Annotated in this window: 27 protein-coding genes; 9 read left to right on the forward strand and 18 right to left on the reverse strand. The window is 71.6% G+C overall.

Annotated elements, in window-relative coordinates; genetic code table 11:
- Positions 1-867 carry a phosphotransferase enzyme family protein gene (locus ACIP89_RS17925; RefSeq protein WP_401929202.1) on the reverse strand — a complete coding sequence of 289 codons (867 nt, stop codon included), beginning with the start codon at positions 865-867 and terminating at the stop codon, positions 1-3.
- Positions 868-993: 126 nt separating this feature from the next.
- Here ACIP89_RS17925 and ACIP89_RS17930 point away from each other — a divergent pair, with 126 nt between their 5' ends.
- From ACIP89_RS17930 to ACIP89_RS17940, 3 genes are read left to right on the forward strand one after another with little or no spacing between them, the layout of a single operon-like run.
- Complete coding sequence (locus tag ACIP89_RS17930; protein ID WP_401929200.1) at positions 994-1,944, forward strand: carbohydrate ABC transporter permease; 951 nt, start codon at positions 994-996, stop codon at positions 1,942-1,944.
- Positions 1,941-2,780 carry a carbohydrate ABC transporter permease gene (locus ACIP89_RS17935; RefSeq protein ID WP_401929198.1) on the forward strand — a complete coding sequence of 280 codons (840 nt, stop codon included), beginning with the start codon at positions 1,941-1,943 and terminating at the stop codon, positions 2,778-2,780. The genes ACIP89_RS17930 and ACIP89_RS17935 overlap by 4 nt, the downstream gene beginning before the upstream one ends.
- Entirely contained in the window at positions 2,780-4,072 is a 1,293-nt protein-coding gene (locus ACIP89_RS17940; RefSeq protein WP_402115630.1) for an ABC transporter substrate-binding protein, read from the forward strand. The genes ACIP89_RS17935 and ACIP89_RS17940 overlap by 1 nt, the downstream gene beginning before the upstream one ends.
- A 58-nt stretch (positions 4,073-4,130) precedes the next feature.
- On the opposite strand, the gene ACIP89_RS17945 is transcribed toward ACIP89_RS17940, so the two are convergent.
- Positions 4,131-4,553 carry a VOC family protein gene (locus ACIP89_RS17945; RefSeq protein WP_401929194.1) on the reverse strand — a complete coding sequence of 141 codons (423 nt, stop codon included), beginning with the start codon at positions 4,551-4,553 and terminating at the stop codon, positions 4,131-4,133.
- 162 nt (positions 4,554-4,715) lie between these two features.
- Here ACIP89_RS17945 and ACIP89_RS17950 point away from each other — a divergent pair, with 162 nt between their 5' ends.
- From ACIP89_RS17950 to ACIP89_RS17965, 4 genes are all read left to right on the forward strand, one after another.
- Positions 4,716-5,711, forward strand: a complete 996-nt coding sequence (locus ACIP89_RS17950; protein ID WP_402115632.1) for a helix-turn-helix transcriptional regulator — start codon at positions 4,716-4,718, stop codon at positions 5,709-5,711.
- A 218-nt stretch (positions 5,712-5,929) separates the two neighbouring features.
- Positions 5,930-7,132 carry a S8 family peptidase gene (locus ACIP89_RS17955; RefSeq protein WP_402115634.1) on the forward strand — a complete coding sequence of 401 codons (1,203 nt, stop codon included), beginning with the start codon at positions 5,930-5,932 and terminating at the stop codon, positions 7,130-7,132.
- Between the two features lie 91 nt (positions 7,133-7,223).
- Positions 7,224-7,766: a DUF1697 domain-containing protein gene (locus ACIP89_RS17960; protein ID WP_402115636.1), complete on the forward strand. Its 543-nt coding sequence runs from the start codon at positions 7,224-7,226 to the stop codon at positions 7,764-7,766.
- On the forward strand, positions 7,763-8,149 hold the full coding sequence (locus ACIP89_RS17965; RefSeq protein ID WP_401929187.1) for a DUF4440 domain-containing protein: 387 nt from the start codon (positions 7,763-7,765) through the stop codon (positions 8,147-8,149). The genes ACIP89_RS17960 and ACIP89_RS17965 overlap by 4 nt, the downstream gene beginning before the upstream one ends.
- Before the next feature lie 32 nt (positions 8,150-8,181).
- On the opposite strand, the gene ACIP89_RS17970 is transcribed toward ACIP89_RS17965, so the two are convergent.
- Together ACIP89_RS17970 and ACIP89_RS17975 are read right to left on the reverse strand one after the other, a co-directional pair.
- The gene (locus tag ACIP89_RS17970; RefSeq protein ID WP_401929185.1) at positions 8,182-9,018 is read right to left on the reverse strand and encodes an ABC transporter ATP-binding protein; all 837 of its coding nucleotides are present in this window, start codon (positions 9,016-9,018) and stop codon (positions 8,182-8,184) included.
- Between the two features lie 14 nt (positions 9,019-9,032).
- Entirely contained in the window at positions 9,033-9,902 is an 870-nt protein-coding gene (locus ACIP89_RS17975; protein WP_402115637.1) for an aldo/keto reductase, read from the reverse strand.
- Between the two features lie 74 nt (positions 9,903-9,976).
- On the opposite strand from ACIP89_RS17975, the gene ACIP89_RS17980 reads away from it, so the two are divergent.
- Positions 9,977-10,561, forward strand: coding sequence for a TIGR03086 family metal-binding protein (locus tag ACIP89_RS17980; protein ID WP_402115639.1), 585 nt, complete (start codon positions 9,977-9,979; stop codon positions 10,559-10,561).
- A gap of 68 nt (positions 10,562-10,629) precedes the next feature.
- Positions 10,630-11,286: a DsbA family protein gene (locus ACIP89_RS17985; RefSeq protein ID WP_402115641.1), complete on the forward strand. Its 657-nt coding sequence runs from the start codon at positions 10,630-10,632 to the stop codon at positions 11,284-11,286.
- A 28-nt stretch (positions 11,287-11,314) separates the two neighbouring features.
- Here the strand turns inward: ACIP89_RS17985 and ACIP89_RS17990 are convergent, their stop codons facing one another.
- The 14 genes from ACIP89_RS17990 to ACIP89_RS18055 form a co-directional block, all read right to left on the reverse strand.
- A complete protein-coding gene (locus ACIP89_RS17990) occupies positions 11,315-12,079 on the reverse strand; it encodes a sirohydrochlorin chelatase (RefSeq protein WP_401929177.1) in 765 nt (254 codons plus the stop codon).
- An 8-nt stretch (positions 12,080-12,087) separates the two neighbouring features.
- Positions 12,088-13,008 (reverse strand): ABC transporter permease, encoded by a 921-nt coding sequence (locus tag ACIP89_RS17995; RefSeq protein ID WP_401929175.1) that lies wholly within the window; start codon positions 13,006-13,008, stop codon positions 12,088-12,090.
- Entirely contained in the window at positions 12,995-13,786 is a 792-nt protein-coding gene (locus tag ACIP89_RS18000; RefSeq protein ID WP_401929173.1) for an ABC transporter ATP-binding protein, read from the reverse strand. Before ACIP89_RS18000 ends, ACIP89_RS17995 begins: the two co-directional genes overlap by 14 nt.
- Before the next feature lie 38 nt (positions 13,787-13,824).
- Positions 13,825-14,940: an aliphatic sulfonate ABC transporter substrate-binding protein gene (locus ACIP89_RS18005; protein WP_401929171.1), complete on the reverse strand. Its 1,116-nt coding sequence runs from the start codon at positions 14,938-14,940 to the stop codon at positions 13,825-13,827.
- A gap of 243 nt (positions 14,941-15,183) precedes the next feature.
- Complete coding sequence (locus ACIP89_RS18010; protein WP_402115642.1) at positions 15,184-16,527, reverse strand: sulfate adenylyltransferase subunit 1; 1,344 nt, start codon at positions 16,525-16,527, stop codon at positions 15,184-15,186.
- Position 16,528: 1 nt separating this feature from the next.
- Complete coding sequence (gene cysD, locus ACIP89_RS18015) at positions 16,529-17,464, reverse strand: sulfate adenylyltransferase subunit CysD (protein WP_401929168.1); 936 nt, start codon at positions 17,462-17,464, stop codon at positions 16,529-16,531.
- Entirely contained in the window at positions 17,461-18,006 is a 546-nt protein-coding gene (gene cysC / locus ACIP89_RS18020; RefSeq protein WP_401929166.1) for an adenylyl-sulfate kinase, read from the reverse strand. The genes cysD and cysC overlap by 4 nt, the downstream gene beginning before the upstream one ends.
- Positions 18,007-18,029: 23 nt before the next feature.
- Positions 18,030-18,746, reverse strand: coding sequence for a phosphoadenylyl-sulfate reductase (locus ACIP89_RS18025; protein ID WP_401929164.1), 717 nt, complete (start codon positions 18,744-18,746; stop codon positions 18,030-18,032).
- The gene (locus ACIP89_RS18030; RefSeq protein WP_402115644.1) at positions 18,743-18,922 is read right to left on the reverse strand and encodes a hypothetical protein; all 180 of its coding nucleotides are present in this window, start codon (positions 18,920-18,922) and stop codon (positions 18,743-18,745) included. The genes ACIP89_RS18025 and ACIP89_RS18030 overlap by 4 nt, the downstream gene beginning before the upstream one ends.
- Complete coding sequence (locus tag ACIP89_RS18035) at positions 18,919-20,616, reverse strand: nitrite/sulfite reductase (RefSeq protein ID WP_402115646.1); 1,698 nt, start codon at positions 20,614-20,616, stop codon at positions 18,919-18,921. The genes ACIP89_RS18030 and ACIP89_RS18035 overlap by 4 nt, the downstream gene beginning before the upstream one ends.
- A 114-nt stretch (positions 20,617-20,730) precedes the next feature.
- Entirely contained in the window at positions 20,731-20,814 is an 84-nt protein-coding gene (locus ACIP89_RS18040; RefSeq protein WP_309486338.1) for a putative leader peptide, read from the reverse strand.
- A 162-nt stretch (positions 20,815-20,976) separates the two neighbouring features.
- Complete coding sequence (locus ACIP89_RS18045) at positions 20,977-21,582, reverse strand: GNAT family N-acetyltransferase (protein ID WP_401930937.1); 606 nt, start codon at positions 21,580-21,582, stop codon at positions 20,977-20,979.
- Between the two features lie 113 nt (positions 21,583-21,695).
- Positions 21,696-22,976 (reverse strand): GAF domain-containing protein, encoded by a 1,281-nt coding sequence (locus tag ACIP89_RS18050; protein WP_402115647.1) that lies wholly within the window; start codon positions 22,974-22,976, stop codon positions 21,696-21,698.
- Positions 22,977-23,242: 266 nt separating this feature from the next.
- Entirely contained in the window at positions 23,243-24,880 is a 1,638-nt protein-coding gene (locus tag ACIP89_RS18055) for an acyl-CoA dehydrogenase family protein (RefSeq protein WP_401929154.1), read from the reverse strand.
- Between the last annotated feature and the right edge of the window lie 12 nt (positions 24,881-24,892).

Genomic DNA, 24,892 nt, shown 5'->3' on the forward strand with positions numbered 1-24,892 from the left:
TCAGAAGGGGTACCACCGCACCGCCGTGTCCCCGTCGCGCAGCGACGCCACGCGCCTGCGGAACTCCACGAGCGCCTTCGGGTTGGCCGGCGCGTGCTGCGCGACCCACGCGCAGCTCGCCGTCTCCCGCGCCCCGCGCAGCACCGCGCAGCCGTCCCACTCGCGGACGTCCCAGCCGTACGCCGAGGTGAACGCGTCATAGGCCTCGGCCGGCAGCCCGTACCGGTCGCGGGACAGGGCGAGCACCACGAGGTCGTGCTCGCGCAGATCCGTGGAGAAGGTCTCCAGGTCCACCAGGACCGGCCCGTCCGGGCCGACATGGACATTGCGCGGGAGCGCGTCGCCGTGGATCGGGCCCGGGGCCAGCCGGGGCACCAGTGCGTCGGCGGCCGTCGCGAAGCCGTCGCGGCGCTCGCGCAGATACGCGGCGTCGGCCGGGTCGATCGCGTCGCCCGCCAGGGTCAGCCAGCGCTCGACCCCGCCGAGCAGCTCCCGCCGGGGCAGGGTGAGGCCCTCCGGGGCCGGCAGCGCGTGCACCGCGGCGAGCAGCGGCGCCAGATCCCGCGGCTCGGCCGGCCGCACCGGCTCGGGCAGCCGGTGCCACACGGTCACCGGGTGGCCCTCGACGAGCCGGGCCGCGGGCTCCGCGCTCCGCACCGCGGGGACACCGGACGCGGCGAGCCAGCGCGCGACGGCCACCTCGCGCTCGGCCCGCTCGCGCAGCTCGGGACTGCGCACGGCGTCCCGGCCGATCTTGACCACCAGGTCGCCCACGGCGAACACCGCGTTCTCGCCCAGCGCGAGCAGTTCCGCGCCGCCGGGGTGCCCGGCAGCGGTCAGTACCTCGCGCGCTCGCATCTCGTTCATGGATCCGATTTTCGCATCTGTGCAGGTTGCCTTGACGAACCGGCGGCGCCTCAGCACGATTGCGGAGGCCACCTGAGCGGCCGGAACGGTATCAAGCCGGTCGAATGACGCAAAGGGGGCTCATTCATGACATTGGCGAGTGCAACCGTGCAGTCCGGGCGGCACGGACCGCCGGACGGCCCGCACGGCAAGGACCCCGCGCGGATCAACCGGAACGCCGGTACCTGGTTCCTGGTACTGCCCGCCCTCATCCCGATCCTGGTCCTCAGCGTCGGCCCGCTGCTCTACGGCATCGCGCTCGCGTTCACCGACGCCCAGTCCGGGCGGACCCGGTCCACCCAGTGGACCGGGGTGCTGAACTTCCGGGACCTGCTGCACGACGGACTGTTCTGGGACTCGTTCCGGATCGGCCTGGTGTGGGCGGTCGGCGTCACCGTCCCGCAGTTCGTGCTGGCCCTGGGCCTCGCGCTGCTGCTCAACCAGAACCTGCGGATGCGGTGGCTGGCGCGGGCCCTGGCGATCATCCCGTGGGCGATGCCGGAGGTGGTCGTCGGCATCATGTGGCGGCTGGTCTACAACCCGGACGCCGGAATCCTCAACGAGACCATCCGCGATCTCGGCCTCGGCGACGGCCGGGACTGGCTGACCGGCCTCGCCACCGCGCTGCCCGCGGTGATCCTGGTCGGGGTCTGGGCCGGCATGCCGCAGACCACGGTCGCCCTGCTGGCCGGTCTGCAGAACACCCCGCACGAACTCCACGAGGCCGCGGCCCTGGACGGCGCGGGCGCCTGGCGCCGCTTCCGTACCGTCACCTGGCCGGCGCTCAGGCCGGTCGCCCTGTCCATCACCGCGCTCAACTTCATCTGGAACTTCAACTCCTTCGCCCTGGTCTACGTACTGACCAACGGCGGTCCGGGCGGCCGGACCCGGCTGCCGATGCTCTTCGCGTACGAAGAGGCCTTCCGGTACGGGCAGTTCGGCTATGCCGCGGCGATGGGCTGTGTGATGGTCGCGGTGATCTCGGTGATCCTCGCCGTGTACCTCGTGGGACGGCTCGGGGGAGGCGAGGACCGATGAGCATGCCTACCCGCAGGTCCGTGCGGGCCGGACAGTACCTCGCGCTGCTGTGCTACCTGGTCTTCCTGGCGTTCCCGTTCCTCTGGCTGATCTCCACCGCCTTCAAACCGGCCCCCGAGCTGGGCTCCCTGCACCCCACCTGGATCCCGCACCACCCGACGCTCGACAACTTCCGGGCCGCCTTCGACGAGCAGCCGCTGCTGCGGGCCGCCGCCAACTCGCTGATCGCCGCCGTCTCGGCCGGGCTCATCGCGGTCGTCATCGCCACCCCGATGGCCTATGTGATGGCCCGCCACCGCTCGCGGCTCTCCGCCGCCGCCACCGGCTGGGTCGTGGTCAGCCAGGCGTTCCCGTTCGTCCTGCTGATCATTCCGCTCTTCCTGGTGCTCAAGTACCTGCATCTGATCAACACGCTGTGGGGGCTGATCATGGTGTACGTCGTCTGGTCGCTGCCGTTCGCGCTGTGGATGCTGGTCGGCTACGTACGGGCGGTGCCGCCCGAACTGGAGGAGGCGGCGGCGGTCGACGGCGCGAGCCGGCTGCGGACGCTCGTCTCGGTCACCGCACCGCTGCTGGCCCCCGGGATCGTCGCCACCGCGCTCTTCGCCTTCATCACCGCCTGGAACGAGTTCTTCTTCGCGCTCGTCCTGCTCAAGACACCGGAGAAGCAGACCTTGCCGGTCGTACTGACCCACTTCCTCGGCGCGGAGGGCGCGAGCGACCTGGGGCCGCTCGCCGCCGCCGCGTTCCTCGCCACCCTCCCCTCGCTCGTCCTCTTCGCGGTCATCCAGCGGCGGATCACGGGCGGCATGCTGGCCGGGGCGGTGAAGAGCTGATGCGCGCAGTGGCACGCACGGCAGCCGCGGCGGCCACCGCGCTGGCCCTGCTGCTGACCGGGTGCGGCGGGGGCGGTGGCGGGCAGACGGATGGCAGGATCACGCTCCGCTTCCAGTCGCTGGCCTGGCAGAAGGAGTCCGTCGACGCCAACAAGCAGCTGGTGAAGGAGTGGAACGCGAGCCATCCCGATGTCCGGGTGCAGTACGTCCAGGGCAGCTGGGACAGCGTCCACGACCAGCTCCTCACCTCGTTCGAGGGGGACGAGGCACCCGACGTCATCCATGACGCGTCCGACGACCTCGCGGACTTCGCCTACGGCGGCTACCTCGCCGATCTGCGCACCCTGCTGCCGGGCCGGCTCACCGCCGACATCCCGCGGCAGAGCTGGCGCACCAGCACCTTCGACGGCGGCGTCTACGGCGTGCCCTTCCTCCAGGAACCCCGCGTCCTGATCGCCAACACCAAGATCCTCAAGGCCTCCGGGGTCCGCGTCCCGACCCCGGAGAAGCCCTGGAGCTGGCCGGAGTTCGGACGGGTCACCAAGAAGCTCACCGGCAAGGGCCGTTACGGAGTCGCCTGGCCGCTCAAGGAACCGGTCTCCGTCACGCTCAACCTCGGCCTCTCGGCCGGCGGTGAGCTGTTCCACCGAGGCGCCGACGGGAAGGTCACGCTCGCCATGGACGACGGCGATCTCGTCGTCCCCCGGACCATCCACGACCAGGTCAACACCGACCACAGCGCCGCCCGCACCGCGCTCGGCATGGGGGGCGGCGACGCCCTCCCCGGTCTCTTCGGCGGCAAGTACGCCATGGTGCCGCTGGGGTTCTCCTACCGTCAGCAGGTGGTCGAGCAGGCCCCGGAGGGCTTCGAGTGGACGGTGCTGCCCGCCCCGGCCGGGAGCGCCGGCCCGGCCCAGGGCGTGAGCCCGCAGACCCTGTCTGTCGCCGAGGACAGCCCGCACAAGAAGGAGGCCGTGGAGTTCATCGACTTCCTGCTCCGGCCGGCGAACATGGTGCGCCTCGCCAAGGGGGACTGGATGCTGCCCACCGGCAAGGAGGCGCTGGCGGACCCCTCGCTGCACACCCCGGACCGGGGCTGGGCGACCGGCGTCGCCCTCGCGGGCGGACTGCGTTCCGCGCCCGCCCAGTCCGTGCGCGGCTACCCCGAGTGGAAGGACAAGGTCGCCACCCCCGCGTACCAGGAGTACTACAGCGGTGCGATCGACGCGGCCGAACTGAGGAAGCGTCTGGTCGAGGACGGGAACCGGGTGCTGGCCCGCTACCAGCGCTGAGCCGCGCCCCCTCCCCGCGGCCCGGCGCAGGCCGGCCCGCGGGGAGGGCCCTGCCGTGTCAGCCGTGGTACGGGGCGGCGACGTCCAGGACCCAGGTGACGCCGAAGCGGTCGGTGAGCATGCCGTACAGCGGCGCCCACTGCGCGGGCTCCAGCGGGCTCACGATGGCGGAGCCCTCGGCGAGCCTGCCCCACAGGGCCCTGATCTCCTCGGCGCCGTCACCCCGCACGGAGACGAAGAACGGGTTGTCGCCCTGGCTCCAGGGCAGGTGCGAGGGCACGTCGTAGGCCATGACGTGGAAGCCGTCGGCGCCGGTCACCTCGCCCCACATCACCCAGTCCGCCTCGCTCTCGTTCCGTACGGCACCCGCGTCCTTGTAGGTGACCGCGACGGTGCGTCCGCCGAAGACGGACCGGTAGAAGTCCAGCGCCTCACGTGCGGCGCCCCGGAAGTTCAGATGGGTGGTGGTCGTGACGGACATGGCCTGCTCCTTGCCTCGATGTGACACCTGTGCGCCGTCGGCCGTCGATGCCGGACGGCGGCTGCGGCCGGGACCGGAGTCCATGTCTCCGGGCGGCTCGTGCGCCACGATGGCAGGAGTAGCGGACAGGGTGTGTCCGCTACTCCTGGGAGCATCGGCATCATGCACAGGACATCGGCCCGGCTGCTCGCGCTGCTCTCGCTCCTCCAGACGCCCCGTGACTGGTCCGGGGAGGATCTCGCCGAGCGGCTCGGCATCACCTCGCGCACCGTGCGCCGTGACATCGACCGCCTGCGCGAACTCGACTACCCGATCACGACCGCCAGAGGACCGGCCGGCGGCTACCGGCTGGAGGCCGGCACCCATCTGCCGCCCATGCTGTTCGACGACGAGCAGGCCGTCGCCCTCGCCGTGGCGCTGCGGACCGCGGCCGCCGACGCCACCGTCGCCGAAGGCGCTTCCCGCGCACTGGCCACCCTCGGACAGCTCATGCCGCCCCGGCTGCGCCACCGCATCGACCTGTTGCGCCTCACCGCGGTCCGGCCGCCGGCGGCCGAAGACACCCCGCGGCCCGACGCCCAGGTGCTGCTGGACCTGAGCCGCGCCATCCGCGCCCACGAGGAGCTGCGCTTCGACTACGCCCGGGGCCCGGGTACCCCGGCCGATGACGTCCGCCGGGTCGAACCCCACCACCTGGTCACCCGGCAGCAGCGCTGGTACCTGGTCGCCTGGGACCTCCACCGCGAGGACTGGCGCACCTTCCGCGTCGACCGGATCCGGCCCCGTACCCCCACCGGCCCCCGCTTCGCCCCGCGCGAGCTGCCCGGCGGCAGCGTCTCCGCCTTCGTCACCAGCCGGTTCCGCGGCAACGACGGCAGCACCACCGACTGGCCCTGCCGGGGCGAAGTCATCCTCCGGCTGCCGGCCGCCGACGTGGCGCCCTTCGTCCGGGACGGCATCGTCGTGGAACTCGGCCCGAGCCACTGCCGGCTCGTCCTCGGCTCCTGGTCGTGGACCGGTCTCGCCGCCGCCCTCGGCCGCTTCGACGCCGAGATCGAAGTCGTCGGCCCGCCCCCGCTGGCCGCCGCGTTCGGGGACCTCGCCGCCCGCTACGCCCGCGCCGCCCGCCCGTCCTCCACGGCCGAGGAGCCCCGCTGAGCAGGGCGAACACGTCAACTGACGGCAGCGGTAGGGAAGCTGGTCCGGCCTGGACACGGATGGCCGGATTCTTATTACGAAACTTTGTTGAGTAAGTTACAGGTGGATGAAGGTCTTGATCTGAGCGCGTCAATAAGCGAGGGTTTCGAGCCAGCCCCCGGAGATCTTCCGGCCGAGGGCCAATCCCCCCACAAAGAATGACGAGGAGACCCCTCTTCATGGCACTTCACAAGCGCACCCACCGGATCAAGCTCACTGCCGCGATCACCGCCGTGGCCGCCGCGGCCGGCATCACCCTGCTGGGCAGCCCCATGGCCGGTGCGGCACCCGCCCCCGCCATGGGCAAGATCTACGGTGCCGACGCGGCAACCGCCGTATCCGGCAGCTACATAGTCATGCTGGACCACAAGGCCGACAAGTCGAAGCTCGCCAAGGAGTACGGCGGCAAGCTGAAGCGCAACTACAGCTCCGCCATCAACGGCTTCTCCGCCAGCGGCCTTTCGCAGACCGAGGCCAAGCGGCTCGCCGCCGACCCGTCGGTCTCCAAGGTCGTCCAGAACAAGAAGTTCCACGTCGACGCCACCCAGGAGAACCCGCCGTCCTGGGGTCTGGACCGCATCGACCAGACAGGGACCACGGGCGACAACGCGTACACCTACCCGGACGGCGCGGGCGAGGGCGTGACCGCGTACGTCATCGACACCGGGGTCCGCATCACCCACGAGGAGTTCGAGGGCCGGGCCAGCTACGGCTACGACGCCGTGGACGACGACGACAACGCCGACGACGGCTACGGCCACGGCACCCATGTGGCCGGAACCATCGCCGGTGCGACGTACGGCGTCGCCAAGAAGGCCAAGATCGTGGCCGTCCGGGTCCTCGACGACTCGGGCTCCGGCACCACCGAGCAGGTCGTCGCCGGCATCGACTGGGTCACCGCGAACCACCAGGGCCCGTCCGTCGCCAACATGAGCCTCGGCGGCGGCGCGGACGAGGCGCTCGACGCGGCGGTCCAGAAGTCCATCGCCTCCGGAGTCACCTACGGAGTGGCCGCCGGCAACGATTCGGGCGACGCGAGCGAGAACTCCCCGGCACGCGTCCCGGAGGCCATCACGGTCGCCTCCTCCACGGTGGACGACGAGCAGTCGTCGTTCTCCAACTACGGCTCGCTGGTGGACCTCTACGCCCCGGGCTCGGACATCACCTCGGCCTGGAACGACAGCGACACCGGGTCCGACACCATCTCCGGTACGTCCATGGCCACTCCGCACGTCGTCGGTGCCGCCGCCCTCTACCTGGCGGGACACCCCGACGCCACCCCGGCGGACGTCGCCACGGCACTGACCGACGGAGCCACCCCGGACGCCATCGGCAACGCCACCGCGGGCACCGCGAACAAGCTGCTGAAGGTCGTCGAGTAGCAGCACCGCTCCCCGAACCGGCGGCCACCGCGCCCTCCCCCACGGGGCGCGGCGGCCGCACGGCTCGGGCTGATCGTCCTATGGTGTGCCCATGACGATGTACGCGGCGCTGCTGCGCGGGATCAACGTGAGCGGCCGGCGCAAGGTCCCGATGGCCGGACTCCGCACCCTGCTCACCGGGCTGGGCCACGGCGACGTCGCGACGTACCTGCAGAGCGGCAACGCGGTCTTCAGCAGCGGATCCGGCGACGAGAACACCCTGGCGGCGGAGCTGGAGCGGGCCATCGAGGCGCAGTTCGGCTTCCCGGTGGAGTGCCTGGTGAGGGACGCCGCCTACCTCGCCGCCGCCTGTCCGTTCCCGGCCGTCGCGCTTCAGGGCAGGCAACTGCACGTCACGTACTTCGACCGGCCCGTCGGCGCCGCCCGCTACGCCCCGCTGGACGCCGCCGCCTTCCTCCCCGAGGAATTCCGGCTCGGCGACCGCGCCCTCTACCTCTACGCCCCCGACGGGCTGGGCCGCTCCAAGCTCGCCGCCGCCCTCTCCCGGCCGTCCCTCAACAAGGGCCTCACCGGTACCTCGCGCAACTGGAACACCGTCGCCAGACTCGTCGAGATGACCGGAGGCGGGGCGTGAGCGAGCCGACGCCCGGCGTGACCGCGGCGGTGGAGGGCGAACTCCGCCTCCTCGACCCGCTGGTGCGGGCCTCCAGCGAACTCCTGGTCCAGGTCCTGCACCCCGACTTCCGCGAGGTCGACACCACCGGCCGGCACCGGGACCGGGACACGGTCATCACCTCGCTCATCACCGGCACCGCCGCACGCCCCGGGCAGCTCACCGCATCCCGCATGCGCGGGGTCCAGCTCGCGGACGGACTCGTCCACGTCACCTTCGACACCGAGGCCAAAGGGATGCGCGCCCACCGCAGTTCACTGTGGCGGCTCACCGCCGCCGGCTGGCTGCTCTACTACCACCAGGCCACCCCCTTCGTCGCGGGCCCGGAGACCGACAGGCGCTGAGCGGCGACGGCGGCACCTTCGGCGGCAACCGGTCAGGAACGCGGCGCCCGCCGGGCCCGCGCCGCCCACCGGCCGTCCGTACGGGAGATCCCCACCGGATGACCGAAGCAGTCGCTGACCTGCTCCGTGGTCAGCACCTCGTCCGCCGCACCCGAGGCCAGACAACGCCCGCCGCGCAGCAGCATCGCGTGGCTGGTGGAGGCGGGCAGCTCCTCCAGATGATGGGTGACCAGCACCGTCGCCAGCTCCGGGTGCTCCTCGCGCAGCGCGTCCAGACTGTCCAGCAACTGTTCCCGGGCGGCCAGGTCGAGACCGGTGGCCGGCTCGTCGAGCAGCAGCAGCCGGGGCTGCGGCATCAGGGCGCGGGCGATGAGCGTACGGCCCCGCTCGCCCTGCGACAGCGCGGGCCAGCGCGCCCCCTCCTTGCCGCCCATGCCCAGCATCTTCAGCAGCCGCTCCGCCCGCTCCCGCTGCTCCGGACCGGCCGACCAGCGCGGCACCGGCTCGATCGAGTTGGTCAGCCCCGTCAGCACCACGTCCTTCACCGAGAGCGGCGAGCGCAGCGGATGGCGCGGATCGACGTGCCCCAGCAGCGTCCGCAGCTCCCGCAGGTCGACCCGCCCCAGGGTGCGGCCCAGCACCTCCACGGTGCCCCGGGTGGGGTGCCTGAGCGCGCCGAGGAGCCCCAGCAGGGTGCTCTTGCCCGCACCGTTGGCGCCGAGCAGCGCCCAGTGCTCCCCGCTGCGCACGGTCATCGAGATCGAGTCGAGCAGGACCTTGCCGTCCCGTACGAACGTGACGCCGTCGGCCCTGATCACCGGAACCGGGGCCGTGGGCGAGGAAGGGGCGAGGGGTGCGGTGGTGGTCACGTGCGGTTACTCCTTCATGCGGATGCCAGCGCCTCCAGGAGGCTCATGTCGTCGGTCGACAGCGAGATCTCCCCGGCCCGGAGGTTCTCCGCGAGATGAACGGGCGAACCGGTGCCCGGAGTCGGGCACAGGACGGGGGAGTGGTGCAGCAGCCAGGCGAGGGCGATCTGCCCACGGGTGGCGCCGTGGCGTTCGGCGATCCCGGCGAGCGCAGCGGCGTCCTCGCCGGTCAGCGCGCCGTTCGCCAGCGGGAACCAGGGCAGGAAGGCCAGGCCGTGGGCCTCGCACACCTTCAGTACCGCGTCCGACGAACGGTCCAGGAGATTGAACCGGTTCTGCACCGAGGCGATCCCGGTCAGGGAGAGCGCCTGCTCCAGCTGGTCGGCGGTAAGGGTGTCCAGACCGATGTACCGGATCTTACCCTCCTGCCGCAGCTCATCCAGAGCGCCCAGCTGCTCGGCCATCGGCACCCGCGGATCCAGCCGGTGCAGCTGGTAGAGGTCGATCCGGTCGGTCCGCAGCCGGCGCAGACTGGACTCGCACATCGCCCGCAGGTCCTCGGGCCGCCCCGCGATGTGCCAGCTGCTGTCACTGGTGCGCACCACACCGCCCTTGGTCGCGATCACCAGATCGTCGCGGTACGGGTGCAGCGCCTCGGCCACCAGCTCCTCGGCGACCCCGGGGCCGTAGTTCTCCGCGGTGTCGATCAGGGTCACGCCTCGGTCGACCGCCGCCCTGAGCACGGCCAGAGACTTCTGGCGGTCCGCGGGAGGCCCCCAGTACCCGGGGCCGGTCAGCTGCGCGGTGCCGTAGCCGAGACGGCGCACGGGCAGCTCGCCGGCGAGGAGGAAGGTGTCACCCGGGGATCTGAGCTCGTTGGACATGGAGAAACAGTATCCCCGCCGACTGTCGCTTTTCTTCAATACCCGGGACAGCCGCCGGTCCTAGCCTGGCCTGCATGAAGACCGAGCACGCCCCTATGACCGAATGCGCCGCAGAGGCGGCCCGGGTCGCCCGCGCCGTCCGTCCCGCACAACTCGACAGCTCCGCCACCCCCTGCGAGGGCTGGGACGTCCGGGGGCTCGTCAACCACTGGGTGCTCTACACCTCGCACGGTATGGAGCACCGCGCCCTGCGCACCGAGATCCCCGAGGAGCTCACCACGCGCGACTTCACGGCGGACGCCGACTGGGCCGAGCGGTACGCGGCCCAGCTGGACCGCGCCGTCGCCGCCTGGTCGGACCCGGCCGCCTGGGAGGGCACCATCGGCCGGGGCGAATCGGCGTCCCCGGCCGCGGACACCGCCGAGATGCTCATCATGGAGACGGCGCTGCACGGCTGGGACGTCGCGCGGGCCACCGGACAGGAGTTCCGGCTCTCCGAGGACACGGCCGACTGCGTACTGAAGACCGTGGAGAAGACGGCCGGGCTCTACCGACGGTACGAGGGCTTCGCCCCCGAGATCACCGTCGGGAACCCGGTGTCCCGCTTCGAGCGGGCCCTGGCCCTGAGCGGTCGCGATCCGCAGTGGACCGCCGCCTGAAAGTGGCCCAGCCGGGCAGCCGCTGAATGGCCCGGCCGGCTGCGCCACCGGCTGGCTAGGCTCACTCCATGACCACTCACCGCAGCGCGGAGAACACCCCGGACGGCAGCCGGGAAGCGGGCAGGCCCGTCGTCGACTTCTGGTTCGACCCGGCCTGCCCGTTCGCCTGGATCACCTCCCGCTGGATGCTGGAGGTGGAGCAGCGGCGCGACATCGAGCTCCGCTTCCACGTGATGAGCCTCTACCTGCACAACACCGGCAACGAACTCCCCGACTGGTACCGCGCCCTGGTCGACAAGTCGATCGGACCGGTGCGGGTGGCCGCGGCCGCGGCGGAGCAGCACGGCGAGGCGGTCCTGCGGGATCTGTACACCGCCTACGGCACCCGGATCCACCAGGGCAGGAACGAGGACTTCGACGAGGTGATCGTCCAGTCCCTCGACGAGCTGGGCCTGCCCGCCGCACTGGCCGCCGCCGCCCACGCGGACACGTACGACGAGGCGCTGCGGCGCAGCCACGACGCGGGCAAGGACCCCGAGGCGGACGCGTATGTGGGTACGCCCACCCTGCACGTCGACGGGACCGTCTGGTTCGGCCCGGTCCTGCGCGCGGTGCCGCGCGGCGAGGAGGCCGCGCGACTGTTCGACAGCTTCCGGGTGCTCGCCGGCCACGACGACTTCTTCGAGCTCAAGCGGGCCCGCACCGGCAGCCTCGACGTCGGCTGAGCGGGGCCACGGACCGCCGCGGCCCCGGCTACGCGCTGAGCGACGCCATCCCGGCGGCCGGCACCCCGGCCTCGTCGTACCGGTCCAGCAGCAGCCGCGCCAGCTCCGGCGACGGGCCCAGCACCCCGGCCAGCACATCCGCACCGGCCGCGCCCGCCGCGATGCGGTCAGGGAGGCGGCCCGGCGCGATCACGTAGGGCGCCACCGCGACCCTGCGCACGCCCTCCGCCCGCAGGGCCCGTACCGCGTCCCCGGTATCGGGGTAGCCGCCGGCGGATACAGCGGAGGCGAACGCAGGCCGCACGGAACACCAACCGGTGTGCCGCAGCTCCCGCGCGATTTCAGCGATCACTGCGATCGCCTCCGGGTCGGTGGAGCCCGCCGAGGCCAGGACGAGCCCGGTCGAGCCTCTGTCGCCGGGGCGGACCCCGGCCTCCCGCAGCCGCCGTTCCAGGGCGGAGTTCAGCAGCGGCGAGGGGCCGAGCACCTCGGCCTGCCGCACGCGCAGCCGCGGCAGCCTGCCGCGCGCCTCCCGCAGTACCGCCGGGATGTCCGACTTGGCGTGGAAGGCCCGGGTGAGCAGCAGCGGAAGCGCCACCACCTCACTCACGCCCTGCCCGTCCAGCCGCTCCAGGACCCGTGGCACCGACGGCGCGTTGAAGTCCAGGAAACCGGTCTCCACCCGCAGCCCCGGCCGCAGCGCCGCCGCCCGCGCGGTGAGCGCGTGCACGGTCGCGGCGTGCCGGGGATCGCGGCTGCCGTGGGCGATGACGAGGAGGACCGGAGAAGTCATGTCGAAGCTCAGTTCTTGACGAGGAGACCGCGGCTGCGCAGGACCCACCGCTCCAGCGGGCTGAAGATGAGCAGGTCGATGGCGATGCCGACGATCAGGATCAGGAAGATGGCGAGGAAGACCATCGACATGCTGCTGGTCTCGCGGCCCTGCTCCAGCAACTGACCCAGGCCCACGCCCAGGTCGGGCGAGGAGGCGATGATCTCCGCGGCCATCAGCGAGCGCCAGGAGAAGGCCCAGCCCTGCTTCAGGCCGGCCAGGTAGCCGGGCAGCGAGGCCGGCAGCACGATGTGCCAGGTGCCCCGCAGTCCGGTGGCGCCCAGCGTCTTGCCGGCCCGCAGGTGCAGTGGCGGGATCTGGTCGACACCGGCCACGAGCCCGTTGGCGATCGACGGGACGGCGCCGAGCAGGATCACCGCGTACATCATCGTGTCGTCCAGGCCCAGCCAGATGACCGCGGGCGGCACCCAGGCCACCGAGGGCAGCGACTGCAGCCCGGAGAGCACCGGGCCGATCGCCGCGCGCACCAGCTTCACCCGGGAGACCAGCAGCCCGAGCGGGGTGCCGATGACGAGCGCGAGGAGGAAGCCGAGCAGACCGCGCGAGACGCTGGTCCAGATGTAGCCGAGCAGGGTGCCCTGGGCCCAGGCGTCGGACACCTCGCCCCAGACCTGGGACGGCGAGGGCAGCTTGTAGTCGTCGGTGACCTTCGCCCAGATCAGGATCTGCCAGACGATGAGCACCAGTGCGACGGCCACCACCGGAGGCAGCACCTTCTGCGTCACTACCTGGCGCACCGGGGTCCGGCTGATCCGTACCGCGTCGAGAGCGTCGAGCCCCGCTTCGAGGCCGGCCATGTCCTGGGCGGCGTCCTTCGGGGCTCCGGCCCCGGCGGTGCCGCTCCCGGCGGTGGTCTCAGTGCTGGCCATGTCGGCGGATCTCCCCACGCAGTTGTTCGGTGATCTCGACGGAGAGCTCCGCCACGGCGGTGTCCTCGATACGGCGCGGCTGCTCGATGTCGACCGTCCACTCCCGGGCGATCCGGCCCGGCCGCGAGGAGAGCAGCACGACCCGCTCGGCGAGCCGGACCGCCTCGCGCACGTTGTGCGTGACGAAGAGGACCGAGACGTTCGTCTCGCGCCAGATCCGGGTCAGCTCGTCGTGCAGCACATCGCGGGTGATCGCGTCGAGCGCGGCGAACGGCTCGTCCATCAGCAGCAGCCGGCTGTCCTGGGCGAGCGCGCGGGCCATCGCCACCCGCTGCCGCATACCGCCGGAGAGCTCGTGCACCCGCTTGCCGTACGCCCCGCCCAGCCGGACGAGTTCGAGCAGCCGCTCCGCCTCGGTGCGGCGCTCCGCCTTCGGTACGCCGCGCAGCCGCAGCGCCAGTTCGATGTTCTTGCCCGCGGTCAGCCAAGGGAAGAGCGCGTGCTCCTGGAACATCAGGGCCGGCCGCCCGCCGGGGGTCTCGATGGACCCCTCGGACGGGCGGTCGAGCCCCGCCACCAGATTGAGCAGCGTCGATTTGCCGCACCCGGAGGCTCCCAGGAGGGTGACGAACTCGCCGGGAGCGACATCGAGCGTGATGTCGTCCAGGACGAGCTGCTGCCCCTGCGGTCCGCCGAAGGACTTCGAGACGTGGTCGAGACGGGCGGCGTGCCCGACCGCCGTGCGGTCCTCGGCCGTGGTGAGCGTGGTCGTGGCCATGGTCGTCACCTCCTGGGAGATCCTGGAACGGGTCGGTGCTACTTGACCGAGAGACCGGCGTCGGCGACCCCGGGCTTGCCCGCGGCCTTGAGGACCTTGTTCAGCGGCCTCAGGTCGTAGATGCCCTTCAGGTCCGGCTCGTCCAGCAGACCGGCCTTCACCGCGTGCTTGGCCTCGGCGTCGAGCGTGGCGGCCAGCGGGTCGTCGGTGAACTCGATGGACTTCCAGGCCGGGTCGATGACGTCGGCCGGAAGCTCCTTGCCGGACAGCGTCTTGAGCGCGGTGTTGGCGGAGGCCTTCGCCTTGTCCGGGTTGGCGTTGATCCACGCGTTGGTGTTGACCGAGCCGCGCAGCACCGCCTCCACGACGTCCGGGTGCTGGTCGAGGAACTTCTGCGACACGATGATGTTCGTGATCACGAACTTGTCGTCCGGCCAGAGCTTCCGCTCGTCGAGGAGCACCTTCGCACCCTGCTCGACCAGCTTGGACGCGGTCGGCTCTGGCACCCAGGCGCCGTCGATGGAACCGGACTTGTAGGCGTCCGGGGTCACCTTGTTGTCGGTACGGACCACGGAGACGTCGCCCTTGCCGCTCTGGGCGTCGACCTTCCAGCCCTTCTCGGATATCCAGTTGAGCAACGCCACGTCCTGGGTGTTGCCGAGCTGCGGGGTGGCGATCTTCTTGCCCTTGAGGTCGTCCAGGGTCTTGATCTTCTTCGGATTGACGACCAGCTTCACCCCGCCGGAGGCCGAACCGCCGATGATGCGCAGGCTCTTGCCCTTGGACTTGGTGAAGCCGTTGATGGCGGGGGAGGGGCCGATGAAGCCGATGTCGATCGAACCGGCGTTGAGCGCCTCTATCTCGGACGGGCCCGCGTTGAACGTCGAGGGCTTGACCTCGGTGGAGCCGAGCTCCTTGGCGATGATGCCTTCCTGGATGCCGACCAGGGCGGTGGCGTGCGTGAGGTTCGGGAAGTACCCGATCTTCACGGTGCCCGCGGAGAGCTTCTTCCCGCCGTCGGAGACGTTGGTCTTCTTGGCGTCGTCGTCCTTCGAGTCGGAGCCGTAGCCGCAGGCGGTGAGCGCCACGGCGAGCAGCGGCAGGGCAGCGGCGGCGGCGATGCTGCGGCGCAGCGTGGTACGTGGGGCAGACACGGGAGGGTTTCCTCTCGGAGGCCCGGTGCTCACGCCCCCGGTAAGGCGGGGAACGCGGCCGGGCGGTCGGCAGGTCTTCGTCTGAACTGGCTTTGCGGGCGGTGCGGGTGGTGCTGCCGGGCGCGCAGGCAGTGCGCGTACGTCATCGCGCACATCGTGCGACCCCGCCCTGGCCGCTGCCGAGGGCGCCGCTGCCGACGCGGCCGCCCTCCTTCGCGAAGGTCGAGAAGATGTCCCTGCTCATCAGAAGTCCCACTCCGCTTCGTCGTCCGCCGGGGCCGCCGCCCGCACCACGGCGGCGAAGGAGGCGCCCGCCATGCCGGCCGACAGGGTGGTGCCGTCCGCCGGGTCGATCAGCAGGAAGGAACCGGTGCGGCGCGAGTCCGCGTACGCGTCGAGCGCGAGCGGCTCCGCGGTGCGCACCACGACCCGGCCGATGTCGTTGGCGACGAGCTGTCCCGGGGCCGGGTGCTGGGAGAGGTCGTCCAGGGTGAGGCGGGACGGGATGTCCTTGACTATTGCCTTGACCGTGCGGGTGGTGTGCTTGATCAGCACCCGCTGGCCCACGGTGAGCGGCCGGTCCGCGACATGGCAGACGGTCGCCTCGACGTCCTGGGTGACCGCCGGGGCGTCGTCCGACGGAGCGATCAGGTCACCGCGTGAGACGTCGACGTCATCGGCCAGCCGGACCGTCACCGACTGCGGGGCCCAGGCGATGTCCACGCTGTCGCCGAGCAGATCGATCCCGGCGATCGTCGACGTGCGGCCCGAGGGCAGTACGGTGACGGGCTCGCCGACCCGGAACACCCCGGCGGCTATCTGACCCGCGTAGCCCCGGTAGTCGCGGTGCTCCGGGGTCTGCGGACGGATCACGTACTGGACCGGGAAGCGGGCGTGGCAGCCGGTGAGGTCGTGGCTGACCGGGACGGTCTCCAGGTGCTCCAGAACGGTCGGCCCGCCGTACCAGTCCATGTTGGAGGACGGCTCCACGACGTTGTCGCCGGCCAGCGCGGAGATCGGGATCGCGGTGATCTCCGGGACGCCGAGCGAGGCCGCGTAGGCGGTGAACTCCTCGGCGATGGCGGCGAACACCGGCTCCGCGTAGTCGACCAGGTCCATCTTGTTCACGGCCAGGACCACGTGCGGGACCCGGAGCAGTGCCGCGACGGCGGCGTGCCGGCGGGTCTGCTCGACGACCCCGTTGCGGGCGTCCACCAGCACGACGGCCAGCTCGGCGGTGGAGGCGCCGGTGACCATGTTGCGGGTGTACTGCACATGGCCCGGGGTGTCGGCCAGGATGAACCGGCGCCGGGTGGTGGCGAAGTAGCGGTAGGCGACGTCGATGGTGATGCCCTGCTCGCGCTCGGCGCGCAGTCCGTCGGTCAGCAGCGCGAGGTCGGGCGCCTCCTGGCCGCGCTTGCGGGACGCGTCCTCGACCGCCTCCAGCTGGTCGGTGAGGACCGACTTGGAGTCGTGCAGCAGCCGTCCCACGAGGGTGGACTTGCCGTCGTCCACGGACCCCGCGGTGGCGAACCGCAGCAGCGTGGTGGTCGACAGCTGCTCGGCCAGCTGGATGGGTGTGGTCATGTTAGAAGTACCCCTCGCGCTTGCGGTCTTCCATCGCGGCCTCTGACATCTTGTCGTCGGCGCGGGTCGCGCCCCGCTCGGTGAGCCGGGAGGCGGCGATCTCGGTGATCACGGCGGCCAGCGTGGTGGCGTCGGAGTCGACCGCGCCGGTGCAGGACATGTCGCCGACCGTGCGGTAGCGCACCTGGCGGGTCTCGGTCCGCTCGTGCTCCTTGGGGCCGCCCCAGTCGCCCGCGGTCAGCCACATGCCGGAGCGGCTGAAGACCTCGCGCTCATGGGCGAAGTAGATCTCCGGGAGCTCGATGCCCTCGCGCTCGATGTACTGCCACACGTCCAGCTCGGTCCAGTTGGAGATCGGGAAGACCCGGACGTGCTCGCCGGGTGCGTGCCGGCCGTTGTACAGCTGCCACAGCTCGGGGCGCTGGCGGCGGGGGTCCCACTGGGAGAACTCGTCGCGCAGTGAGAAGACCCGCTCCTTGGCGCGGGCCTTCTCCTCGTCGCGGCGGCCGCCGCCGAACACCGCGTCGAAGCGGTGCTGCTGGATCGCCTCGGTCAGCGGCACGGTCTGGAGCGGGTTGCGGGTGCCGTCCGGGCGTTCGCGGAGCTTCCCGGCGTCGATGTACTCCTGGACGGAGGCGACGTGCAGCCGCAGCCCGTGTTCGGCGACCGTGCGGTCGCGGTACTCCAGGACCTCGGGGAAGTTGTGCCCGGTGTCCACGTGCAGCAGTGTGAACGGTACCGGCGCGGGCGCGAACGCCTTGAGCGCCAGGTGCAGCATCAGGATCGAGTCCTTGCCGCCGGAGAACAGGATCACCGGCCGCTCGAACTCCCCGGCCACCTCACGGAAGATGTGCACCGCCTCGGACTCCAGGGAGTCCAGGTGGCTGAGTGCGTACGGATTGGCGGTGCCTTCCGACACAGTCGCGACGGTCGTCACGCTGCACCCCTCTCGCTCAGCAGCGCGTACAGCTCCGCCGCGGACTCCTGCACGGTCTGCTGGTGCGACTCGATCCGCAGATCGGGCGATTCGGGTGCCTCGTAGGGGTCGTCCACCCCGGTCAGCCCGCTGATCTCGCCCGCCGCCTGCTTGGCGTAGAGCCCCTTCACGTCGCGCACCGAGCACACCTCGACCGGAGTGGCGACGTGCACCTCCAGATACGCGGTGCCCCCGGCTCGGTGGCGCTTGCGGACCGCCTCCCGGCTGTCCGCGTACGGCGCGATGACGGGGACCAGCACCTTCACTCCGTTGGCCGCCAGCAGTCCGGCGACGAAGCCGATCCGCTGGACGTTGGTGTGCCGGTCCTCGCGGGAGAAGCCCAGGCCCGCGGAGAGGAACTCCCGGATCTCGTCGCCGTCGAGCACCTCCACCCGGTGGCCCTCGCCGCGCAGCCGCTCGGCGAGTTCGCGGGCGATGGTGGTCTTGCCCGCGCTCGGCAGACCGGTCAGCCAGACGGTGGCTCCCGTCTCCGTCACGCTCATCGAAGTCTCCTGATCAGTCGTCATCAGCCGTGCAGCCCGCACTCGGTCTTGGCGCTGCCGGCCCAGCGGCCGGCGCGTGCGTCCTCGCCCTCCAGCACCCGGCGGGTGCAGGGCGCGCAGCCCACCGAGGCATAACCGTCCATCAGCAGCGGGTTGGTGAGAACCCCGTGCTCCGCGACGTACGCGTCGACGTCCTCCTGGGTCCAGCGGGCGATCGGTGAGACCTTGACCTTCTGCCGCCTATCGTCCCAGCCGACCACCGGGGTGTCCGCCCGGCTGGGGGACTCGTCGCGGCGCAGCCCGGTCGCCCAGGCAGTATACGAAGTCAGCCCCTCCTCAAGGGGCTTGACCTTGCGCAGCTTGCAGCAGAGGTCCGGGTCGCGGTCGTGCAGCCTCGGCCCGTACTCGGCGTCCTGCTCGGCGACGGTCTGCCGCGGGGTCAGGGTGATGACGTTGACATCCATCACCGCCTCCACCGCGTCGCGGGTGCCGATCGTCTCGGGGAAGTGGTACCCGGTGTCGAGGAAGACCACGTCCACGCCCGGCAGGGCCCGGGAGGCGAGGTGCGCGACGACCGCGTCCTCCATCGAGGAGGTGACGCAGAAGCGCGGCCCGAAGACACGGGTCGCCCAGCTGAGGATCTCCGTCGCGGAGGCGTCCTCCAGCTCGCGTCCGGCCCGCTCGGCCAGCTCCCTGAGCTCCCGCGACGTGAGCTCCTCGACGTGCAGAGTGCCCGTCATATCCCGTCCCCTCCAACGTCGTTGCGCACCGGCCCCCGGGACAGCAGGCCCAGGAACTTCAGTTGGAACGCCCGGTTGCAGGAGGCGCATTCCCAGGCCCCGTGTCCCGCCTCGTGCGGGCGCAGGTCCTCGTCACCGCAGTAGGGGCAGTGGAACGGTGCGGCGCGCTCGCTCATGACAGCGACTCCGCGCTGGCCCGCGCCGCCCAGGTCGCGAAGCGCTCGTCGCCCTCGCGCTCCTTCTGGAAGTTGCCGAGGACCCGCTCGACGTAGTCGGGCAGTTCGTCGGACGTGACCTTCAGGCCGCGGACCTTGCGGCCGAAGCCGGCCTCCAGGCCCAGCGCGCCGCCCAGGTGCACCTGGTAGCCCTCCACCTGATTGCCCTCGCCGTCCAGCATGAGCTGGCCCTTGAGGCCGATGTCCGCTGTCTGGATGCGGGCGCAGGCGTTGGGGCAGCCGTTGATGTTGATGGTGAGCGGCTCGTCGAACTCCGGCATGCGGCGCTCCAGTTCGTCGATGAGCGAGGCGCCGCGCGCCTTGGTCTCGACGATCGCCAGCTTGCAGTACTCGATGCCGGTGCAGGCCATCGTGCCGCGTCGGAACGGCGACGGCTTCACCTGGAAGCCGAGCTCCTCAAGCCCGGCCACCAGGGAGTCGACCCGGTCCGGCGCCACGTCGAGGATCAGCATCTTCTGCTCGACGGTGGTGCGCAGCCGGTCGGAGCCGTGCGCGGCGGCCAGATCGGCGATCTTGGTGAGGGTGGGACCGTCGACCCGGCCGACCCGGGGCGCGAAGCCGACGTAGAGGCGGCCGTCCTGCTGCTCGTGGACGCCCACGTGGTCGCGCCAGCGGCTGCTGGGCTGCTCGGGGGCGGGGCCGTCGAGCAGTGGCCGCTTGAGGTACTCGTCCTCCAGTACCTGGCGGAACTTGACGGGGCCCCAGTCGGCCATCAGGAACTTCAGCCGGGCGCGGGTGCGCAGCCGCCGGTACCCGTAGTCCCGGAAGATCCCGACGACTCCGGCCCAGACGTCGGGGACCTCGGCCAACGGCACCCAGGAGCCGAGGCGTTCGGCGAGCCGGGGGTTGGTAGAGAGGCCGCCGCCGACCCAGAGGTCGAAGCCGGGTCCGTGTTCGGGGTGGACGACGCCGACGAAGGCGATGTCGTTGATCTCATGAACCACGTCCTGCACGGGCGAGCCGGAGATCGCGGTCTTGAACTTGCGCGGCAGGTTCGAGAACTCCTTGCTGCCGATGTAGCGGTCGTGGATCTCGTCGACCGCCGGGGTCCCGTCGATGATCTCGTCGGCGGCGATCCCCGCCACCGGGGAGCCGATGATCACCCGCGGGCAGTCGCCGCAGGCCTCCGTCGTGGACAGGCCGACGGCCTCCAGCTTCTGCCAGATGGCCGGGACGTCCTCGATGCGGATCCAGTGCAGCTGGATGTTCTGCCGGTCGGTGACATCGGCGGTGCCCCGCGCGTACTCCTGCGAGACCTCGCCGATCGCCCGCAGCTGCGCCGCCGTCAGCCGGCCGCCGTCGATGCGCACCCGGAGCATGAAGTACCGGTCGTCCAGCTCCTCCGGCTCCAGGACCGCGGTCTTGCCGCCGTCGATCCCGGGCTTGCGCTGCGTGTACAGGCCCCACCAGCGCATGCGTCCACGAAGGTCGTTCGGGTCGATCGAGTCGAACCCGCGCTTGGCGTAGATCGTCTCAATGCGTGTCCGCACGTTGAGACTGTCATCGTCCTTCTTGAACTGCTCATTGCCGTTGAGGGGGGTGTAGTGCCCCAGGGCCCACTGGCCTTCGCCGCGGTGGCGTCCCGCCTTGCGGCGAGGTGCGGCGGGCGCAGGCTGTTCCGGGGTAGCGGCCATGACGGTACGTCCTTCTGGACTGCGGGAGGGCGGCTCTGAACTGCACACTCGCGTCTGGGCGCGGCGGTGCGCAGGGTTTGCAGAGGAAAGGGATCGCGGCGGTGCTGGAAACTCTCAGCTTGCCGGACAGATGGCGCTGGACATGCGGCCGAGGTCGACGTGGCGTCGACTCACCAAGGCAATTCCAGTTCCAGACATGACGGAAGCGTGTCACGCGAATCTCGGACCAGTCCACCACTATCCATGATGTGGACGAGACTGTCCCGTCAGGTGAGACGCTGTGGCGCCCGTCACTGAGGGGGCGGGCGCCGGGCCGTCCGGATAACCGGACAACCGTGCGCATTTCCCACGAGCCCCCGGCTACGGAAGCAGCTCCCGGCCGGAACCCGGCCACGGACCCGGAGTTGCCACGTCGGGCTCCCTCTCGGTCCTGGTGTCGAAGAGCCGGAAGCCCCGGCGCAGGTAGTTGTCCATCGCGTGCGGACCGTCCTTCGAGCAGGTGTGCAGCCAGACCCGCTTCGTCGCCGGCCGCTCCTGCCAGCGCTCCGCCAGGTCCCAGGCGCGGGCCACTCCGTACGAGAGGAGATGGCCGCCGATCCGGCGCCCCCGGAACGCCGGTATGAGACCGAAGTACATGATCTCGACCACGCCGTCGTCCTGCGGGTCCAGCTCGATGTAACCGGCCGGCGTCCCGTCCGCGTAGGCCACCCACGTCTCCGCGCCGGGCCGGTCCAGCGCCTCCTGCCACTGCGCGTACGTCATCGACAGCCGGTCGGTCCACCGGACGTCGCCGCCGACCGCCGTATACAGGAAGCGGCTGAACTCGGGCAGCGGTATCCCGGACCGGACGATCCGGACGTCCCCCTCCGGTGCGGCGGAGGGCCGCAGATCATCGGGAGAGGTCTGCTCCAGCGACCAGACGGTCACCTCTGCGGTCGGTTCTGCGGGGCGCTCGGGGTTGCTCATGACTGCCAGAAAACCATGCCCCCCGGCCCCGGCCCAAGCCGGTCCCGGCAGCCGGACGGCCGCGACCTGCGCGGACACCGTTCAACGGTCCCCACGGGCCCGCGCGTACCCGTTCAAGGCACGCTGCGCGCCGCCGTCACCACCGGGGCCTTCGAGCGCGGCAGCAGATCGCCCGGGTGCTCCGGATGGACCACCTCCACCTCGACCCCGTCACCGAAGCGGTACGGGCGGTGCGCGAGCACCTCCGCGAGATGGCGCCGCAGCCGGGAGATCTCGGCGCGCACCGTCACCGTCCTGGTCGGATCACCGAAGATGTCCTGCGCCAGCTCGGAGGCGGTACGTCCCTCGCGGTGCAGCGCCAGCGCGAACAGCAGCTCGGCGTGGCGCGGGGACAGCCGCTGCGTCCAGGTGCCCACCGGACTCACCACGTTCACCGCGAGGCTGCGCGGCCGGCTCAGGTCGAGCACGACCCGGCGCGGCGGGCTGTCCATCGCGCCGTCGGCCACCTGCACCAGCCAGCCCCCCGGCAGCGGCTCCACCCGGCACATCCCGAGCGAGGGCAGCCACACCCGGCCCGGCCGCAGGGACTTCGGCAGCGGCAGCCGGTCCACCGGCGGCATCCCGGTGACCGCCGCCAGCCAGCCGTGGCCGTCCACGGCCAGCGCCCGGCCGCCCAGCCGGCACAGCATCGGCGCCGCCACCGAGCGCAGCCGGTCGATGGACTCCAGATGCCGGGTCCTGATCTCGCTCTCCGCCAGCCGGGCCACCGAACCGACCAGGGCGAGCGTCGTCGGATGGAAGGTGGACGCGGGGCCGCTGATGTCGACGATCCCCATCAGCCGGCCGTCCCGCGGATCGCGCACCGGGGCCGCCGCGCACGTCCACCCGTGCAGACTGCGCACGAAGTGCTCCGCGGAGTGGACCTGTACCGGGGCGCGCGCCGCGATCGCCGTGCCGATCGCATTGGTGCCGGTGCTCTCCTCCGACCAGGCGGCGCCCTCGGCCAGGCAGATGTCGTCGGCCCGCCGCAGCACCCCCGTGTTGCCCTGGCGCCACAGCACCCGGCCCTCCACATCGGTGACCACCATGATCTGCTGCGAGGCGTCCGCGATGGCCGTCAGGGCGTCACCGAGCAGCGGCATCACCTCGCCCAGCGCGGAGCTCCTGCGCCGGTGCTCGATCTCGTCCGGCTCCAGCAGCACGCTGTGCGTGGACTTCTCCGGATCGATCCCGCTGCGCAGCACCCGGTCCCACGAGTCGCCGATCTCGGTCCGCGGCGCGAGCGGCATGCGGTCACCGGCCAGCCGCGCCTCGCGGGCACGGTGGATCAGGCGCGCGGCCCGGTCCGACTCCCGGACCGCCAGCCGCATCACGTCGACAGGACTTGCCTCCATGCCGGATCCCCCCTGGAGCCTCTTGATACCCGTGCCAAGGACGCGGAGCCCCATCCTGCCGCTGCCGGGGTCCCGATGCCGCAACTCCGCACAATGGTTGCAACCCCCTGCAACTCTGGCGATGCTCCCCGGTCCGTACAAGAGTGGCGGTACACCGGACGGCGCGGCCTCGGCCCCGAAGCCCGGTGTGTACAGCATGGGGGGTGGTGCCGTGTCGGCGCAGCACCACCCCCCGTTGCTGCCCCCGCGCGCCCCGAGGACCGGTATCAGCCCTCCACGGGCCGGGCCCGTGCCACGACCGACGCCAGATCCAGGGTGTGCGGCAGCGTCCCGAACGCCGAGCCCCAGTCCCCGCCCAGCCGTGAGGCGCAGAACGCGTCGGCGACCTCCGGCGGCGCCCAGCGCACCAGCAGCGAGCCCTGCAGCACCAGGGCCATCCGCTCCACCAGCCGCCTGCCCCGCGCCTCGATCCCGGCCAGATCCGCCAGCTCGGTCAGCAGGTCCTTGATCGCCCGGTCCAGCCGGTGATCGGCGCCCCGCGCCAGGCCGACCTCCGAGAGGAAGGCGTTCAGCGCCAGCGGCTCGCGCTGCAGCGCCCGCAGCACATCCAGCGCCTGTACGTTCCCCGAGCCCTCCCAGATCGAGTTGAGCGGCGCCTCACGCAGCAGCCGGGGCATGCCCGACTCTTCCGCATAGCCGTTGCCGCCCAGGCATTCGAGCGCCTCGCCCACCATCGGCGTGCAGCGCTTCGTCACCCAGTACTTGGCCGCCGGCACCGCGATCCGCAAGAACGCCGCCTCGCTCTGGGTCCCGGCGTCGTACGCGGCGGCCAGCCGCAGCGCCAGCACCGTCGCCGCCTCCGACTCCAGCGCCAGATCGGCCAGCACATTGCGCATCAGCGGCTTGTCCACCAGCACCCCGCCGAACGCGCTCCGGTACGTGGCGTGGTGCACCGCCTGCGCCACCGCCTGCCGCATCAGCGCGGCGGAGCCGGTCACACAGTCCAGCCGGGTCGCCGCCACCATCTCGATGATCGTGCGCACCCCGCGCCCCTCCTCACCGATCCGGCGGGCCCACGTACCGTCGAACTCGACCTCGGCCGAGGCGTTGGACCGGTTGCCCAGCTTGTCCTTGAGCCGCTGGATCGCGAAGGCGTTGCGGGTGCCGTCCGGCAGCACCCGGGGCAGCAGGAAGCACGTCAGGCCGCCGGGCGCCTGCGCCAGCACCAGGAACCCGTCGGACATCGGCGCGGAGCAGAACCACTTGTGCCCGGTGAGCAGATACTCGCCCTCGGCCGACAGCGGCTCGGCGCGCGTCGTGTTCGACCGGACGTCCGTGCCGCCCTGCTTCTCCGTCATGCCCATCCCGAGGAGCGCCCCGGCCTTCTCCCCAGCCGGCCGCAGCCCCTCCTCGTACACGTGCGAGGTCAGCAGCGGCTCCCAGCCGGCTGCCGCCGCCGGGTCGGCGCGCAGCGCGGGCACCGCCGCGTGCGTCATCGAGAGCGGGCAGCCGTGGCCCGCCTCGGCCTGCGTCCAGACCAGGAAACCGGCCGCCCGGCGCACATGCCCGCCCGGCCGGTCCCAGGCGTCGGTCAGACCCGCGGAGACCGCGTGTCCGAGCAGCCGGTGCCAGGCCGGATGGAACTCCACCTCGTCGACGCGGTTCCCGTACCGGTCATGGGTACGGAGCCGGGGCGGATTCTCGTTCGCCTGCTCACCCCACCGCCGCGCCTGCGCGGAACCGGCGGCCCGGCCGAGCCGGACCAGGCCGGCCCGCGCCTCGTCGAGCAGCTCGGGCGGGAGGTGCCGGTCCACGGCCTCGGTGAGCGCGAGGTCCGCGGAGTAGACGTCGTAGCCGAGCAGGGGAGGGGGTTGGTTGGACACTGTGTGGGTGGTGGCTGCCATGCCGATACGGTA

Origin of the sequence: Streptomyces sp. NPDC088730 (genome assembly GCF_044751215.1) — a bacterium.
Lineage (GTDB): Bacteria > Actinomycetota > Actinomycetes > Streptomycetales > Streptomycetaceae > Streptomyces.

Excerpts from the sequence above, each read along its gene's own strand:
- cysC (WP_401929166.1), bottom strand. The coding sequence starts at position 18,006 with ATGAGCGTGACGGAGACGGGAGCCACCGTCTGGCTGACCGGTCTGCCG.
- ACIP89_RS18040 (WP_309486338.1), bottom strand. The coding sequence starts at position 20,814 with ATGTCTGGAACTGGAATTGCCTTGGTGAGTCGACGCCACGTCGACCTC.
- ACIP89_RS17930 (WP_401929200.1), top strand. The coding sequence starts at position 994 with ATGACATTGGCGAGTGCAACCGTGCAGTCCGGGCGGCACGGACCGCCG.
- ACIP89_RS18010 (WP_402115642.1), bottom strand. The coding sequence starts at position 16,527 with ATGACCACACCCATCCAGCTGGCCGAGCAGCTGTCGACCACCACGCTG.
- ACIP89_RS17975 (WP_402115637.1), bottom strand. The coding sequence starts at position 9,902 with ATGTCCAACGAGCTCAGATCCCCGGGTGACACCTTCCTCCTCGCCGGC.
- ACIP89_RS17990 (WP_401929177.1), bottom strand. The coding sequence starts at position 12,079 with ATGACTTCTCCGGTCCTCCTCGTCATCGCCCACGGCAGCCGCGATCCC.
- ACIP89_RS18050 (WP_402115647.1), bottom strand. The coding sequence starts at position 22,976 with ATGGAGGCAAGTCCTGTCGACGTGATGCGGCTGGCGGTCCGGGAGTCG.
- ACIP89_RS18045 (WP_401930937.1), bottom strand. The coding sequence starts at position 21,582 with ATGAGCAACCCCGAGCGCCCCGCAGAACCGACCGCAGAGGTGACCGTC.
- ACIP89_RS17980 (WP_402115639.1), top strand. The coding sequence starts at position 9,977 with ATGAAGACCGAGCACGCCCCTATGACCGAATGCGCCGCAGAGGCGGCC.
- ACIP89_RS18025 (WP_401929164.1), bottom strand. The coding sequence starts at position 18,746 with ATGACGGGCACTCTGCACGTCGAGGAGCTCACGTCGCGGGAGCTCAGG.
- ACIP89_RS17985 (WP_402115641.1), top strand. The coding sequence starts at position 10,630 with ATGACCACTCACCGCAGCGCGGAGAACACCCCGGACGGCAGCCGGGAA.
- ACIP89_RS17955 (WP_402115634.1), top strand. The coding sequence starts at position 5,930 with ATGGCACTTCACAAGCGCACCCACCGGATCAAGCTCACTGCCGCGATC.
- ACIP89_RS18035 (WP_402115646.1), bottom strand. The coding sequence starts at position 20,616 with ATGGCCGCTACCCCGGAACAGCCTGCGCCCGCCGCACCTCGCCGCAAG.
- ACIP89_RS17950 (WP_402115632.1), top strand. The coding sequence starts at position 4,716 with ATGCACAGGACATCGGCCCGGCTGCTCGCGCTGCTCTCGCTCCTCCAG.
- ACIP89_RS17940 (WP_402115630.1), top strand. The coding sequence starts at position 2,780 with ATGCGCGCAGTGGCACGCACGGCAGCCGCGGCGGCCACCGCGCTGGCC.
- ACIP89_RS18000 (WP_401929173.1), bottom strand. The coding sequence starts at position 13,786 with ATGGCCACGACCACGCTCACCACGGCCGAGGACCGCACGGCGGTCGGG.
- ACIP89_RS17995 (WP_401929175.1), bottom strand. The coding sequence starts at position 13,008 with ATGGCCAGCACTGAGACCACCGCCGGGAGCGGCACCGCCGGGGCCGGA.
- ACIP89_RS17960 (WP_402115636.1), top strand. The coding sequence starts at position 7,224 with ATGACGATGTACGCGGCGCTGCTGCGCGGGATCAACGTGAGCGGCCGG.
- ACIP89_RS18055 (WP_401929154.1), bottom strand. The coding sequence starts at position 24,880 with ATGGCAGCCACCACCCACACAGTGTCCAACCAACCCCCTCCCCTGCTC.
- ACIP89_RS17945 (WP_401929194.1), bottom strand. The coding sequence starts at position 4,553 with ATGTCCGTCACGACCACCACCCATCTGAACTTCCGGGGCGCCGCACGT.
- ACIP89_RS18030 (WP_402115644.1), bottom strand. The coding sequence starts at position 18,922 with ATGAGCGAGCGCGCCGCACCGTTCCACTGCCCCTACTGCGGTGACGAG.
- ACIP89_RS17925 (WP_401929202.1), bottom strand. The coding sequence starts at position 867 with ATGAACGAGATGCGAGCGCGCGAGGTACTGACCGCTGCCGGGCACCCC.
- ACIP89_RS17935 (WP_401929198.1), top strand. The coding sequence starts at position 1,941 with ATGAGCATGCCTACCCGCAGGTCCGTGCGGGCCGGACAGTACCTCGCG.